Below are 14,519 nucleotides of genomic sequence, written 5' to 3' on the forward strand. Positions count from 1 at the left end.
TGAGTTCAACCGGGGGAATTCGTGCGTTCGCATCTTCTCGTCGTCACGTTGGTCGTCACTATTGCGGCGGTGGTCGCCAGCGTGCTGCTGATCAGCACGCAGCCCGCCTCTGCGGCCCCGACCGGCGGCGTCGTGCGTATCCACACCCAGGGCGACAAGATCTACGACCAGTACGGCCGCGTCCTGCTGCTGCACGGTGTGAACAGCGTCGACAAGAGCGACGGCCCGTTGATCGTGCCGGGCAATGGCTACACCATCACCGCGCCGATGGCGGCCACCCTGGCCCGCCACGGCATCAATAACATCCGTCTCGGCGTGTCCTTCCAGGGACTGATGCCAACGCGCGGACAGCTCGACCACGCCTACCTCGACCGGATCGCCGCCCAGGTCGAGATACTGGCGAGTCACGGCATCCGCACGCTGCTGGACAACCATCAGGACGGCCTCGGATCGCCCTGGGGCGGAAACGGTTTCCCCGCATGGTCGATCCACGCGCGCCCGGCCCCGGGCGAGTCCAATCCGGGCTTCCCGATGAACTACCTGATGCCGAGCATGAGCGCCGGCTGGTCGGAGGTGTGGAACAACACCTACGGCGTCCTCGACTATCTCGGCCAGGCGCTCGGCGCGCTGACCGCACGCGTGCAGGGCCACCCCGGCGTCATGGGCATCGAGCTGCTCAACGAGCCGTGGCCGGGCACCGGCTTCCTCACCTGCTACCCGTTCGGCTGCCCCGGCTTCGACGCCAAATACCAGCGGGCGCTGACCACCCTCACCAACGCGGTACGGGCCAAGGACCCGAGCATGACCGTGTTCTGGGAGCCGAACGTCACCTGGAATCAGCTGATGCCGTCGAATCTCGGGCGGAGCGCCCCGATCCCGCCGAACGTTGTGTTCGCCCCGCACGACTACTGCATCCCCAGCCAGCTCGCCATCTACCTCGGGCTGCCGCAGGAGCTTCGCACCGCGTGCCCGCTGCAGCACGGCGTGACGTGGGGCAACGTCAATTCGCTGACAGCGCGGACGCATATCCCCACCGTCATAGGCGAATTCGGCGACAACGACGCGTCGATTCTGGACAACACGCTCGACCCGGCCGACAAGCATTTCACCGGCTGGGAGTACTGGCCGCCGGCCGCCAACACCTATCCGCTGGACAGCGGACCGGTCGCCGACAAGCTGGTCCGCACCTATCCGCAGGCCACCGCGGGGATGCCACAGCGGATGCAGTACGACTCCGGCAACGGCGACTTCGCCTATCGCTACTCCCCGGGGCCGGCAGCGCGACCGACCGAGATCTACGTCTCCGATATCAAGTACCCGACCGGGTACATCGTGAACGTCGTCGGCGGCGGCGTGACGTCTGCGCCGAATGCGCGCATCGTCACGATCGCGGCATCGGGCGGCGGACCCGTCACGGTCAAGATCAACCGGCCGGGCTCGGCCGGCATCACGCTGCCCAGCGGCAACGACGGCGGCTCGGTGGGCGCGTCCGGTTCGTCCACCGGCTCAGCGGCGTTGGGCGGCGTGGTCGGCCTGTTCGGCTCCTGAGGCTGGTTCGGTTCCTGAGACGCGGAGATTCGCCGTCGCCCGCCGGGTGGTGACCACCGCCGACAACCCCGACACGACCGCGAGGGCCCCGACGATCGCCAGACCGGTCGCCGGACTCCCGGCGACCGCGATGGCCAATCCCGCCACCGCGACTCCGAGCGCCCCACCGGTCTGCCGAAAGGTGTTGAGAACACCCGACGCGACGCCGACGTATTCGTGCGGCGCCGTCTGCATGGCGACACCGGTCATCGCCGGCATCGCCAGTGACACTAACCCGCTCAGGGCCCAACCGATCACGATCCCCGGCAGCCAGTGCTCCGCGGCCGAGATCGCCATGACCGCATAACCCGTTGCCCCGCAGATGAATCCACTCGTCATCGGACCGCGTGGGCCGAATCGTGAGGCGAGGAACCCGCTGACCACGGTCCCGACGATCGTCACCCCCATCATGGGGGCGATCACGAGGCCGGTCTGCAGCGGCGTGAGTCCGAACTGTTCGGGGACCGCCAACGACACCGCGAGCAGGCCGCCGTACATCGAGAAGTTGAACCATGCACCCGTGATCACCGCGTTCCGGAAGGGACGTGAGCCGATCAGATGCGGCGGCAGCATCGGCTCCGCACGGGTGTGTTCGACGCGCAGGAACGCCGCGAGCACCGCGAGGCCGACGACGATCAGCAATGCCGCCCAGACCGTGTCCCCGGCCGCCTCCTGGACACGGCCCAGTTCGATGATGCCGCCCGTCAGCGCCACCAGCCCGACCGCCGCCAGCAACGCGCCGACGAGATCGAAGTCGTGCTGTCGCACCACCGTCGGCTTGGCGGTCAGCACCACCATCACCCCGAATACGGCCGCCAGCGGCACGTTGACCCAGAAGATCAGCTGCCAACTGATCTGCGCCAGCCAACCACCGAGCACCGGCCCGACCGTGAATCCGATGCCCGCGATGCCGCCCCAGACTCCCAGCGCCTTGGCCCGCTCGCGCATATCCGGGAAAAGCGCGGCGATCAGCGCCAGGGACGACGGCAGCAGCATCGCCGCGGCGATGCCCTGCACCACCCGCGCGCCGATCAGCAGCGACATGGAGTCGGCCAGCGCGCATCCCGCCGACGCCAGGGCGAACAACGCGAATCCGGCTCCGCACATGCGTCGGTGACCGATGCGATCTCCCACCGACGCGGCGGTCAGCATGCCGGCGGCGAAGAACAGCGTATAGCCGTCGAGCACCCACTGCGATGCGGAGATTCCGCCGCCGAGGTCACGGCGGATCGTCACCAATGCGGTGTTGACCACCGACGCGTCGAAGTTGATGACGCCGAAGGCCATCGCCAGGCCCACGAGACAGACCCATGCGGCCAGCGTCGGTCTGCTCGTCTCGGTCTGACTCGTCAATGGATCCTTCGCCGGCACGCGCACCGACCCATTGTCCCATGCGAACGATTCAGACGACTTGTGGCACTTCTCATTTCCGCAGTTGCCGTACCGTTGAGGTCGTATGCGTTCCAGCAGACGCCGACAGAGATTGCAATGACCCAGAGCACCACCACTACCCCTCCGATGACCACTCGGGCACGCAACGCCGTGCTCGTGGTATTCGCCGGCAACGGGTTCATGTTCGCGACGTGGGCCTCTCGGGTACCGGACTTCAAAGCGATTCTGTCGCTGACACCCGGCCAGCTCAGCCTCCTGCTGCTGGCGATCTCGGCCGGCTCAGTGCTCGGCCTGCCGATGGCCGGGCGGCTCAATCACCAGGTCGGTACCGCGAACGGCGTGCGCCTCGGCCTCGGTATCGGTGCACCCGGCGTAGCGCTCAGCGCGATCATCGTGCAGGAGCACGGCCCGTTGTGGCTCGCGGCGATAGGCCTATTCCTACTCGGGCTCGGCATCGGCATCGCCGACGTCTCGCAGAACCTCGAGGGCACCATCGTCGAACGCGCGATGGGCAAGGCGATCATGCCGTGGTTTCATGCCGCGTTCAGCTTCGGCACCGTCGCCGGTGCGGTGACCGGGGCCATCGCGACGTACCTCGCTGTCCCCGTGGGAATTCACGTCAGCGTCGTCGCCGGGCTCATTCTCGTCGCGCTCTGCGTGGCCACGACACGTTTCACTCCGAGATCCGCCGACGGTGATGGCGACGACATGGCGCAGGACTCCGACCGATCTGCGCGCAGCGACATGCGCACCGCATGGCTGGAACCGCGCACTCTGCTCATCGGTGTGCTGGTACTGGCTGCAGCGTTCGCCGAGGGCAGCGCAAACGACTGGATGGCGGTGGGATTCGTCGACGGACACCACGTCTCCAAGGCGCTCGGCGTGGTCGCGTTCTCGACCTTCCTGATATTCATGACGCTCGGCCGCGTCCTCGGTACCAGGTTGCTCGACCGCTGCGGCCGCGTCCCGGTGCTGCGAGTGCTCTTCGCGATGGCGGTAGCCGGCTGCGCGTTGGTCGTTTTCGGCAACACCTGGCTCGCCTTCGTCGGCGCCGCGATCTGGGGTGTCGGCGCCAGCCTCGGCTTCCCCGTCGGCATGTCCGCCGCCGCCGACGACCCGCGCCGCGCGGCGATGCGCCTGAGCACCGTGTCGACCATCGGCTATCTGGCCTTCCTTGCCGGCCCGCCCGCGCTCGGTTTTCTCGGCGACCACTTCGGCATCCTGCACGCGCTGCTCGTGGTCGGCGCCGTGTCGATCCTGGCCATTCTGATCGTCCCGGTCGCGCAACCGCTCGAAGTCGACCCCACCAGGTCGACACCCGCCCCAGGACCACGCCCGGGGCTCAGTCGGGTTCCCGACGCAGGAGATGGACAGCCGCCACACCCGCCCCGAGAGCAAGCGCGCCGCACGCAGTAAGCGCCATGGAAATGCTGTCGGTGGTGGCGGTACGAGTGATGGTGCCGCAGACAGCGATGCCGAGGGCGAGGCCGAGTTGCCGCGCGGCGTTGGCGGCGCTGCTCGCGGCTCCGGCATAGCGGTCGGCAGTGCTCGCGATCGCTGCCGCGGGCAGCGCCGGGGAGACGATGCCGGCGCCGGCGCCGGACAGGACCAGGAAAGGCAGCAGAGCACCCCAGCCATTCCCGGCGGTGACGGCGAGCCCGGCCAGCGCGCCGATGCCGACCAGAATGGTGCCCCCGCCGAGCATCCAGGCGGGATGCCGCCGGTGCAGCTGCCGCCCGAGCAGGCCCGAGACCGCGATGAAGACGAGCAGTTGCACAACGAGCACGAAGGACGTCGCGAGTGAACCGAGACCGACGTCGGTTTGCAGCCAGGCGGCGATCGCCGGCAGGGCTCCGAAGGCGGCGAAGTAGTAGCCGAACGCCACGAGGAGAACCGCGACGAACCGGGCCGTGCGGAATAGACCCAGCGGCAGTATCGGCTCGGTCGCGAATCTTTCGACCCGAATGAACGCGCACCCGGCGGTCGCCGCCAACATCCAGCCGACGGTCGAACCGGCTGTGTCCCAACCAGACTCGCCGCCTGTGATGACCGCGTAGGCGAACGCGGTGACGGCCAGCGTGATCAGCGCGATGCCCGGCCAGTCGATGTCCGTGATCCGCCGGCCGGCGGACGCCGATTCGGCGCCCGGCTCGATGACGACGGGCAGCGTCCGGGATGCGAGGTACAGGGTCAGCACGCACACGGGGACGGCGCCGAGGAACAGCCACCGCCAGCTGGCGTATTCCGTGATCACTCCACCGCAGACGGTGCCGACGGCCGACGCTGCCCCGGCCACTGCGCCCCAGACGGCGAAGGCGGTCGCCCGCTGCTTTGCTTCGGTGTAGGTCAGTCCGATCAGCGGCAGAATCGCCGCGAACATCGCCGCGCCGGCCACGCCCTGCGCGGCCCGCATGGCGACGAGCGCGGCTGCCGAGGGTGCCAGACCGCACCCGAGGGTGGCGAGGGTGAACCCGCTCAGACCCACTAGGTAGAGCCGGCGGCTGCCCACGGCGTCGCCGACCGCGCCGGCACCGAGCAGGAGGCCGGCCAGCGCGAGCGTGTAAATGTCGATCACCCACTGCCTGGAACCGAATGCGGCATCCAATCCTGTGCCGATGCTCGGCAGCGCGACGGTGACGATCGAGGTGTACAAGAGCAGCAGAAACGTGCCCAGACAGCAGGCCGTCAACAGCAGCCACCCAGCTCCGGCTCGTGTGGCGGTTGCCGAATGCGCATCGGTACTCGTCATGCTTCGACCATGATGTAATGGTCTTGTGCATGTAAACCATTACAGTCGCGAGTTGCTCGACAACACCATCGATCTACTCAACCGACCACCGGCAGACGTCGAGGACATCGCCGCTCGGTGGGTGGCCGTCGGCATGCCGCTGGAGAACGAGCCCCGCCCGAGCGACCTGAACATCGTGCGCGACTACCTGACCGGCTGGGCGCGCCTCATCGACGCTATCGACGAGCCGGCCCGGGTAGTGATCCTCAACGAGCTGCTCGCCCGCTACGCCAGCCCGCCCACCGTCACCGACCACGACGGCAGCGGTTGGCACATCCACTACCGCCCCGCGGCCGCCAGCCTCGGCGAGATTCTCGCAGCCTCCACGACCGTCGCCATCGCCCAACATCTCACCGCACACGGCATGCATCGTCTGGCGCGCTGCGCACTACCCGACTGCGAGCGCGCCTATGTCGATCACAGCCGCCCCGGTCGTCAGCGTTATTGCTCCCACGCCTGCGCCAACCGCGACGCAGTCCGTCGCCACCGCCACGCCGCGAAGACAGCCGGTCGACCGGCCTAGAGAGGCGGAAATTCGTTCCTACACAAAAAGTTTTGCTGAGTCTTACCGGCCTGACAGGCCGTAGCGTGCCTGCGCGGCGGCCACCAGATCCGGCAGGAATGCAGCCGGCCAATTCCCCTCGGCGGCCCGGTAGTGCCCCAGCGCCCGGCGAGCGATCACGTCCTGGTGCACCTCCGTGGGCCCGTCCATAAGAGCGAGGGTCGGCACCATCTGCCATAGCCGCGCGAGCGGCGTCTCGTTGGAAGCACCCAGCGCGCCGTGCAGATGCAGTGATCGTTCGACGATGTCATGCGCCACGCGGGCCATCTCGACCTTGCAGGCCGATACGTATTCCATTGCCGCGCGATGTCCATTCGTATCGATCTGCCACGCAGCGTGCAGCACCAGCAGCCGGAATTGTTCGATCTGGATCCACGAGTCGGCGATGCCCGCCTTGACGACCGGTTGTCGGCCAGCACACCGTGAAAAGTATTGCGTGACAATGCCCGTTCGCACTGCATGCCGAAGGCGCGTTTGATCAGTCCGACGGTGCGCATCGCGTGGTGCAACCGACCCCCGGCCAGCCGCGCCTGGGCGATGAAAAAGCCCTTGCCGCGTTCCCCCAGGAGCGCGTCCGGGCCCACCCGCACGTCGGTGTATCGCATGTGCGGATGGATGCCGACGCCGGGCGGATCGCCGATCATCCCGGTATCGCGCACCCGCTCGATTCCCGGGGTCTCGGTGGGCACCAGGAACATCGACATGCTTTCGCGCGGTGATGCGTCGGGCTCGGTCACCGCCATGATGATGAGAAACGCCGCGTTCCGCGCGTTCGACGTGAAATACTTCTCCCCGTTGATGATCCAATCCTCGCCGTCCTGAACGGCTTTCGTTCGGAACATGCGGGGATCGGCACCACCCTGCGGCTCGGTCATCGAGAATGCCGAGAACAGTTCACCGGCCAGCAGCGGCTGCAGGTAGCGCTGCTTCTGCTCGTCGGTACCGAACATGGCGAGGATCTCGGCGTTGCCGGTATCGGGCGCCTGACACCCGAAGACGATGGGGCCCCAGGCGGTACGCCCCAGGATCTCGTTGATCAGCGCGAGCTTCACCTGGCCGTATCCCTGACCGCCCAGTTCGGGGCCAAGATGACAGGCCCACAAACCGTGCTCTTTGACCTTCGCCTGCAGAGGCCTGACGATGTCCGCGATCGCCCCCTCGACCGGCCGATACATCAGGTGCTCGTCCTGGCCCGTCAGATGGTCGAGCGGCTCGACCTCATCCGTGACGAACTTGTCCATCCAGTCGAGCTTCTCCTGAAACTCCGAATCAGTACTGAAGTCCCACATACTATTTCACCCCGCCGTCGAGTCGAAGGATTGAACCGGTGCAGTAACTCGCCGCATCGGAGACCAGATAGAGTGCCGCGCCGATGATTTCGTGCGGCTCTGCCACGCGGCCGAGAGCGACCTGCGAAGCGATGAAATCGAACATCTCCGGTGTCCACGCCTTGGAGATATCGGTGCGGAATGTGCCGCACATGATCGAGTTGACCCGCACCGTCGGAGCGAATGTCTGCGCGAACCCGTCGGTGAGCGTATTGAGACCGGCTTTCGCCGCCGCGTACGGGAGGATCGTGGGGTTCGGGCGAACCGACCCGACCGAGCTGATGTTGAGGATTACGCCACCACCCGCCTCGACCATCCGAGTGCCGATGGTAGCCGTCAGTCGGAAAGGTCCCTTCAAGTTGGTCGCAAAGACTTTGTCGTACAACGCCTCCGAGACCTGATCGATGCTCGGATACAGCGGCGACACGCCGGCATTGTTCACCAGGATGTCGACTGCGCCGAATTCTGCGTACGCCGCATCGACCAAAGCATCGCAGTCGTCCCAGTCGCCGACATTGCAGGCAACAGGCAGCGCTGCGCGACCGAACCGCGAACGAACTTCGGCGGCAAGCTCGTGACAGCTGTCGAGCTTGCGGCTGGCGATGACGACATCCGCACCGTGTTCGGCGAATGCCAGGACCATCTCCTTGCCGAGGCCGCGACTGCCGCCGGTCACCAACGCGACCTTGCCCGAAAGATCGATCGACAGCGGCATCAGAATCCCTTCTCCGTGAAATGACTTGCCTGGCTGAGCAATCCAACAGCCATGGAGTGCAGTAGGTCTCCGACCGCCGCGGGGGCCTTGCCGGCACAGGCCCGGGCATGGGTCCCTTCGAGCACGATCGCCAGCTTGAACGACGCCATTACCGCGTACCAGAGCGCATCGTCGACGGGTCGCGCCGCGACCGTGCCGTAGTATTCGACCAACTCGCTGCGAGTCGGCAGACCGCCGGCCTGCCGCAGGACGTCGGCGGCCGCCGGCGTCCTGTCCCCTTCGGGCCAGGTCGCCAAGAGCCACCCCAAGTCGAGCAGCGGGTCGCCGACCGTGCACATCTCCCAGTCCACTATCGCCGCGACCTGCGGGCCGTCATTGCGGAACATCAAGTTGGCCAGGTGAAAATCTCCGTGCATGATGCCTGCCCGAAACGCCGTGGGCTGGTTCGCCGTCAGCCACTCCGCAAGCGCATCCACCGCCGGCAGCTGATGACCGGCGTAACCGTCGAACTCGACATACTTGTCGAGCGCCGTGAGCCATTGCGGCACTTGACGATCACGGAAACCGTCGGGATGGCCAAGATCGCCGAGGCCGACGTCACTCGGGTCGATGGCGCCCAGCGCAGCCAACGCGTCCACGGCGCAGAAACCCATACGATGCCGCACATCCAGGCTTGCGGCGTGCAGCTCCGGCAGCGCCACTGTCGCGTTGAACCCATCGACGGGCCGCATGAGATAGAACACCGACCCCCACACGGACTCGTCATTCTCTGCAGCCACGAGCGTCGGGAGGGGCACCGCGCTCTCGGCGAGTGCGTCCAGTACCCGAATCTCCCGGCGCAGCGCGTCATTGGTATGTGGCCGTAGGTGTTTCGGCCCGCGTCGCACGACAAAACGGCTGCCGCCGCTCGAGAGCGCGAACATGAGGTTCTGGGTGCCACCGCCGATCGGCTCGATGTCGGCGACCTCGCCGTCACCGATGCCTCTGGATCGCATCCAGTTCGCCAGCGCAGCCCAATCGAGCTCGGCGCCAAGGGATTGACTCATGACGGAACCATAAGGCCATGCGCATTAACCGTCAATGCATGCGCATTAACTGTTGTATTATGCGACAATGGAAACGAGAGACCGCCTGCTCGCCGCTGCGGAAGACCTGTACGCGGCTCGGGGTGTCGACGGCGTGAGCCTGCGAGAGATTCAGCGTGCGTCCGGCGTCAAGAATGCTGCCGCCATGCAGTACCACTTCGGTGACCGTGCCGGCCTGCTGACCGCCTTGCTCGATCGCCACAATCGCGACATCGAACAACGTCGGCACGCCCTGCTCGACAGCTACGAGGCCGCCGGCGTCTCCGACATCCGCGCGGTCGCCGAGGCGCTCGTACTCCCCGTTGCGGCCAAACTGTCCGATGACGGCGGCGATGCCTATCTCCGCATCTATGCGGATCTGCTGAATCGACGTCAACCACTGCTGCCGGACGTTCTCCTCGAAGAGGATGCCGCCAGCATCATTCGGTGGCGACAGGTCGTCGATCCATTCCTGGATCGCACTGCGGTGCAACTGCACCGACGGTTCGTCGTCATCCGATTCGTCGTCGCCGAGTTGGCTCAGCGGGCGGCGACCGCGCCGCACACCAACGACGCGCTCTTCATCTCACAGCTGGTCGATGTCGTCGTGGCAATGCTCGCCGCTCCGGCATCCGATCAGACCAGGCGACTCGCGGACGAACGGGCCGCCAGGTCGAAGCCCAGGACGTGATGGCGCCCTCTTGGTCACCGAACACTCAGCGCGTCGTCGTAGACGGCTGTTGCTTCGCTCGGCGAATCAACTTGGGGCGGTGAACCTTCCAGGGGCTGCGTAGCCGATTCGCGCATGAAAACGACTGCGACCAGACCGACGACGCCACTGACGACGAGATAGAAGCCGGGCACCAAGTGATTGTGTGTCGTGCCGACCAACGCCGACGTGATGAGCGGTGTCGTACCGCCGAAAGCCGACACCGCGATATTGAATCCGATCGACAGCGCACCGTAACGCACCGCGGTCGGGAATAGCGCCGGGAGCGTCGACGCGGTCGGCGCCGCAAACGAGGCCAGGATGAGTCCGAGGAACACACAGGCGACGATCGCCGGCCACAGCGCTTTGGTGTCCAGCATGAGAAAGAGCGGTACTGCCAGGACGATCTGGGCGATCGCGGCTACGGCGAATATTGGTCGACGGCCGGTCCAGTCGCTGAGTCGGCCGATTGCGACGATCGACGACACCACGACCAGCATCGACAGCAACACCAACAGGTCGGCTTCAGTCTGGCTGCGGTGGACTTCGTCGGTGAAGAATGTCGGCAGGTATGCGGTCACCATGTAGTTGGTGACGTTGTACAGCGTCACCAACCCTATGCACACCAACAGCGGTCGCCAGAATCGCGTGAAGATCGAAAGTAGTTCGCGTCCACCGGATTCGGTTTCGGAGACTTTTCGACTGTGGTCGTCCAGTTGCTTCCGGAATGCGGGCGTGTCCTCCAGCTTCAGCCTGAGATACAGGCCGATCAGGCCCATCGGCCCGGCGATAAAGAATGGGATACGCCAACCCCATTCGAGCATGTCGTGCTCGCTGACCAGGAGGTTGAGCACGGTGACCAGTGAAGACCCCAACGAGTATCCGATGAACGTCCCGAAGTCCAACCACGAGCCGAGGAACCCACGTCTGCGGTCTGGCGAGTATTCGGCGATAAAGGTTGTCGCGCCGCCGTATTCGCCGCCGGTCGAGAATCCCTGAACGAGCCGCGCCAGCAGCAGCAGAATGGGTGCGGCGATGCCGATGGCGTGATAGCTCGGAATCAACCCCACGGAGAAGGTGCCGATCGACATCATGATCATCGTGACCGCGAGAACCTTTTGCCGACCGATCCTGTCGCCCAACGGACCGAAGAACATGCCGCCGAGCGGTCGCACCACGAAGGCCGCCGCGAAGGTGGCGAAGCTGGCCAATACCTGAGCCGACCCGGACGAGTCGGGGTAGAAAACCTTCCCGAGCGTTGCGGCCAGATAGCCGTAGACCCCGAAGTCGAACCACTCCATCATGTTGCCGAGCGCCGCAGCAGTTATCGCGCGCTTCAGCATGGGCTGGTCCACGACAGTAATGCTTTCTTCGGTCAACGGCGGCTTGCGCCGCATCAGCCGGCGGAGCGCTCGCAGGCGCCCCTCGACCACGTGTTCGTGGCCCCACCGTCGGGTCAGTCGCGTTGTGAGTCCCGTGTCGATGGCCATTTGGCCCACCTTAACGTCGCCATTTCGGCATCCGTCGCCGCGGTTGGTGACACCTAAATCCAGTCGCGGCGTTTGAAGACTGCATACAGCCCGATCATCATCACGATGATCAGTACGGTGCTGACGAGAAATCCAGACCAGTGGTTGAAACCGGGGTACGGCACGTTCTGTCCGAAGAACCCCGTGATCGCTGTGGGAACGGCGATGATGCCGGCCCACCCGGTCAGCTTCTTCATCACCGTGTTCAGCCGGGCGTCCTGTAACGACAGATTGGTTTCGAAGACCGTCGTGACCATGTCCCGCAGCGACTCGGTCCACTCGGCGACTCGCAGGGTGTGGTCGTACAGGTCTGACCACATCGGATCGAGTTCTTTGGGCGACTCTCCGCTCATGCGGCGGCGTTCGATCGATCCGACCACCTCGCGCATGGGCAGCACCACACGTCGCAGCCGAACCAGATCCTTCCGCAGCGCATACGTGGCGCGTTGCAGTCCAGCCCGGCCGCCGCGCTGGTCGAACAACAGTCCCTCAAGGCCCTCTATTTGGTCGTCGAGTGTCTGCACCGCATCGAAATGCCCGTCGACGACCACATCGAGCAGCCCGTGCAGCAGGGCGCCGACGCCGTACTGCTGCATACCGATCTCCTGCCACCGTTCGACTACGGCCTGCGCATCGAAAATGGAGTCGTCGTGGATGGTTATCAATGCGTTGCCACGCACGAAGATCGAGATGCGGGCGAGCACGAGCGGGTCGGCCTCGCGGTTGGGCGCCTCGGGTGTCGCGTAGCTGACGGCGTACACAGTCATGAAGGTGTGGTGGCGGTACACCGTGGCCTTGACCCGTTCGGCCTCGGCGACCACGTCCTCCACCGCCCACGGATCCAGCTCGAGCTCGTCGGCGAGCGCTTGCAGCGTCTGATGCGATGGGTTGGTCAAGTCAGCCCAGATCAGTCTGTCTGGGTCGGACACACAATCAGAGAGTTTGGACAGCTCGAAACCGTCCACGGGTGTACCGCGTTCCCAGATCTGCCCACGCACGGCGGTCTCATTTCCCACCGGCCAATCGTGCCATTACTTCGCGGCACCGCTTCACCGTTCCGCGGCCTATAGTCGCGAACAGGACGACACGTAAGGAGAACCCATGAGCGACAAGAACGCCCGCGAAGAAGAGATCGAGCAGGAAGAGAAGCGCAAGCAGGCCGAGCGTGATCGTCTCGAGCGCGAGGAGAAAGAGCGTCTCGAATGACCGACATGTCGGACAGCGCCGAGTCCAATCCCGCGGACCTGACGGAGACCCCCGCGGAGGCTGCGGCCGAGGCGAAGCAGACGCAACTGGATGCCCAGGCCGCGGTCGCCGAGGAGATCGACGGCGACGGCGAGGGAATCCTGTCCGAGGAAGAAGGCCTCGCCTAGCGTCCAAGCACGATGTGATCCTCCGATCCGGCTGCACCCGCTCGGGTACCGTGGCCTCAACCAAGCGCTTGCTCGGCGATGAGTCGGCGCGACCGGTCGAGGAGGAACCGTGAAATACGCCGTGCTCGCGCCGGTGGCGGCGAACACCACCGCCGATCCGCAATGGATGATCGAGTTCGCCCGGCACGCCGAGAGCTGCGGGTTCGAGTCGATGACCGTGGTCGAGCATGCCGTCGTGATGAGCCGCTACTCCAGCGTGTATCCGTACGCGGCCGACGGCCGGATGGAGCTGACCGACGACTGCGTGATCCCCGACCCACTGGATCTGCTGAGCTTCCTCGCGGCGGCCACCAGCACGATCGGCCTGTCCACGGGGGTCCTGGTGGTGCCCAACCATCATCCGGTGGTGCTGGCCAAACGAGTCGCGACGGTCGACGCCCTCTCGGGCGGTCGACTGCGGCTGTGCGTCGGTGTCGGCTGGATGTCCGAAGAGATCGAGGCCTGCGGCGCCGAGTTCGGCACCCGCGGTCGCCGGACCGACGAGTCGATCGACGTCATGCGGGCGCTGTGGGCGGATAGCGCCCCGGGCGGCGCCTCCCATCACGGCCGCTTCTTCGATTTCGACAACGCCATGAGCTACCCGAAACCCGCGTCACCCCAAGGCGTTCCGATTCATATCGGCGGACACAGCGAAGCAGCGGCCCGCCGGGCCGGCCGGCGCGGCGATGGACTGCAGCCGCTGGGCGTCGCCGGTGACGAGCTGGCCCGCCTCATCGCGGTGATGCGTCAGGAGGCGGAGCGGGCCGAACGCGATCCGGATCACCTGGAGCTCACGCTGGGCCACTCGGTTGCCCGGGTGACTCCCGAAAAGGCAACGAGACTGGCGGATCTGGGTGCCGACCGACTGCTGCTCACCCTCACCCCGACGCCGGATCTCTCGGCGATCAAGGACGAGCTATCGGCATGCGCAGAGCGCATGAGCCTCGTCCCGGCGACTGTCCGATGAGCTCCGTCGCCGATCGGCTCGACATCGCCGACCTCGTCGCACGCTATGCCCACTACGTCGACCGCCGCGACTGGCTCGCCCTCGCCGAGTTGTTCACCGCGGACGCAGAACTGCTGCAGCCCGATCCGCCGCGCTCGTTGGAGCCGGCGCGCAGCCTTGTCGGCAGAGACGCGATCCTCGTGGCGATGCACGCGTTGGACGACATTCCGGTCACCCAGCACGCGGTGCTGGGCACCGTGATCGATTTCGGTGGGCCCGACACCGCGACCGGGTGGGTCACCGGGCAGGCCAACCATGTGACCAGCGATGCCGACAAACATCGAAACTTGGTGTGGTACTTGCACTATCAGGACGAGTACCGTCACACCCCGAACGGCTGGCGGATCGCCCGCCGCGCCGTGCACATCGACTGGATCGAGACTCGGCCGGTGCGGCTGCACCGCGGCACGGCGACCGACTGAGGAGA

At 65.9% G+C, this 14,519-nt stretch carries 13 protein-coding genes and 1 pseudogene; 7 read left to right on the forward strand and 7 right to left on the reverse strand.

Features of this window, described 5'->3' with window-relative positions; translation table 11 throughout:
* Positions 1 to 21 precede the first annotated feature (21 nt).
* Positions 22 to 1,548, forward strand: a complete 1,527-nt coding sequence (locus G341_RS0111970) for an endoglycoceramidase I (RefSeq protein WP_018179384.1) — start codon at positions 22 to 24, stop codon at positions 1,546 to 1,548.
* Here the strand turns inward: G341_RS0111970 and G341_RS21910 are convergent.
* Positions 1,507 to 2,940 carry an MFS transporter gene (locus G341_RS21910; protein ID WP_155826935.1) on the reverse strand — a complete coding sequence of 478 codons (1,434 nt, stop codon included), beginning with the start codon at positions 2,938 to 2,940 and terminating at the stop codon, positions 1,507 to 1,509. The genes G341_RS0111970 and G341_RS21910 overlap by 42 nt on opposite strands.
* 165 nt (positions 2,941 to 3,105) lie before the next feature.
* On the opposite strand from G341_RS21910, the gene G341_RS21915 reads away from it, so the two are divergent.
* Positions 3,106 to 4,395, forward strand: coding sequence for an MFS transporter (locus tag G341_RS21915; RefSeq protein WP_018179386.1), 1,290 nt, complete (start codon positions 3,106 to 3,108; stop codon positions 4,393 to 4,395).
* Here G341_RS21915 and G341_RS0111985 read toward each other — a convergent pair.
* Positions 4,322 to 5,728, reverse strand: coding sequence for an MFS transporter (locus G341_RS0111985; RefSeq protein WP_018179387.1), 1,407 nt, complete (start codon positions 5,726 to 5,728; stop codon positions 4,322 to 4,324). The two genes, G341_RS21915 and G341_RS0111985, sit on opposite strands and share 74 nt — an antisense overlap.
* Before the next feature lie 52 nt (positions 5,729 to 5,780).
* Here G341_RS0111985 and G341_RS0111990 point away from each other — a divergent pair, with 52 nt between their 5' ends.
* A complete protein-coding gene (locus G341_RS0111990) occupies positions 5,781 to 6,290 on the forward strand; it encodes a CGNR zinc finger domain-containing protein (RefSeq protein WP_245556978.1) in 510 nt (169 codons plus the stop codon).
* A 42-nt stretch (positions 6,291 to 6,332) separates the two neighbouring features.
* Here G341_RS0111990 and G341_RS21920 read toward each other — a convergent pair.
* The 3 genes and pseudogenes from G341_RS21920 to G341_RS0112005 all read right to left on the reverse strand — a co-directional run bounded on the left by G341_RS21920 (position 6,333) and on the right by G341_RS0112005 (position 9,418).
* Positions 6,333 to 7,618 (reverse strand): annotated as a pseudogene (locus tag G341_RS21920) (acyl-CoA dehydrogenase family protein).
* 1 nt (position 7,619) lies between these two features.
* Entirely contained in the window at positions 7,620 to 8,372 is a 753-nt protein-coding gene (locus G341_RS0112000) for an SDR family NAD(P)-dependent oxidoreductase (protein WP_018179390.1), read from the reverse strand.
* Positions 8,372 to 9,418 carry a phosphotransferase family protein gene (locus G341_RS0112005; protein ID WP_018179391.1) on the reverse strand — a complete coding sequence of 349 codons (1,047 nt, stop codon included), beginning with the start codon at positions 9,416 to 9,418 and terminating at the stop codon, positions 8,372 to 8,374. The genes G341_RS0112000 and G341_RS0112005 overlap by 1 nt, the downstream gene beginning before the upstream one ends.
* Positions 9,419 to 9,485: 67 nt before the next feature.
* Here G341_RS0112005 and G341_RS0112010 point away from each other — a divergent pair, with 67 nt between their 5' ends.
* The gene (locus G341_RS0112010) at positions 9,486 to 10,127 is read left to right on the forward strand and encodes a TetR/AcrR family transcriptional regulator (RefSeq protein WP_018179392.1); all 642 of its coding nucleotides are present in this window, start codon (positions 9,486 to 9,488) and stop codon (positions 10,125 to 10,127) included.
* 14 nt (positions 10,128 to 10,141) lie between these two features.
* Here G341_RS0112010 and G341_RS0112015 read toward each other — a convergent pair whose 3' ends face one another.
* The gene (locus G341_RS0112015) at positions 10,142 to 11,635 is read right to left on the reverse strand and encodes an MFS transporter (RefSeq protein WP_018179393.1); all 1,494 of its coding nucleotides are present in this window, start codon (positions 11,633 to 11,635) and stop codon (positions 10,142 to 10,144) included.
* Positions 11,636 to 11,688: 53 nt separating this feature from the next.
* Positions 11,689 to 12,639, reverse strand: a complete 951-nt coding sequence (locus tag G341_RS0112020) for a magnesium transporter CorA family protein (protein WP_018179394.1) — start codon at positions 12,637 to 12,639, stop codon at positions 11,689 to 11,691.
* Between the two features lie 237 nt (positions 12,640 to 12,876).
* On the opposite strand from G341_RS0112020, the gene G341_RS23805 reads away from it, so the two are divergent.
* From G341_RS23805 to G341_RS0112040, 3 genes are all read left to right on the forward strand, one after another.
* Positions 12,877 to 13,047: a hypothetical protein gene (locus G341_RS23805; protein WP_018179396.1), complete on the forward strand. Its 171-nt coding sequence runs from the start codon at positions 12,877 to 12,879 to the stop codon at positions 13,045 to 13,047.
* 109 nt (positions 13,048 to 13,156) lie between these two features.
* Positions 13,157 to 14,053: an LLM class F420-dependent oxidoreductase gene (locus G341_RS0112035; protein ID WP_018179397.1), complete on the forward strand. Its 897-nt coding sequence runs from the start codon at positions 13,157 to 13,159 to the stop codon at positions 14,051 to 14,053.
* Positions 14,050 to 14,514, forward strand: a complete 465-nt coding sequence (locus tag G341_RS0112040) for a nuclear transport factor 2 family protein (protein ID WP_018179398.1) — start codon at positions 14,050 to 14,052, stop codon at positions 14,512 to 14,514. The genes G341_RS0112035 and G341_RS0112040 overlap by 4 nt, the downstream gene beginning before the upstream one ends.
* Positions 14,515 to 14,519: the final 5 nt, after the last annotated feature.

The sequence above is a fragment of the Jongsikchunia kroppenstedtii DSM 45133 genome, from assembly GCF_000380485.1.
Lineage (GTDB): Bacteria > Actinomycetota > Actinomycetes > Mycobacteriales > Mycobacteriaceae > Jongsikchunia > Jongsikchunia kroppenstedtii.

Coding starts and splice junctions, on each gene's coding strand:
- G341_RS21915 (WP_018179386.1), top strand. CDS start 3,106: ATGACCACTCGGGCACGCAACGCCGTGCTCGTGGTATTCGCCGGCAAC.
- G341_RS0111985 (WP_018179387.1), bottom strand. CDS start 5,728: ATGACGAGTACCGATGCGCATTCGGCAACCGCCACACGAGCCGGAGCT.
- G341_RS0112000 (WP_018179390.1), bottom strand. CDS start 8,372: ATGCCGCTGTCGATCGATCTTTCGGGCAAGGTCGCGTTGGTGACCGGC.
- G341_RS0112005 (WP_018179391.1), bottom strand. CDS start 9,418: ATGAGTCAATCCCTTGGCGCCGAGCTCGATTGGGCTGCGCTGGCGAAC.
- G341_RS0112010 (WP_018179392.1), top strand. CDS start 9,486: ATGGAAACGAGAGACCGCCTGCTCGCCGCTGCGGAAGACCTGTACGCG.
- G341_RS0112015 (WP_018179393.1), bottom strand. CDS start 11,635: ATGGCCATCGACACGGGACTCACAACGCGACTGACCCGACGGTGGGGC.
- G341_RS23805 (WP_018179396.1), top strand. CDS start 12,877: ATGACCGACATGTCGGACAGCGCCGAGTCCAATCCCGCGGACCTGACG.
- G341_RS0112040 (WP_018179398.1), top strand. CDS start 14,050: ATGAGCTCCGTCGCCGATCGGCTCGACATCGCCGACCTCGTCGCACGC.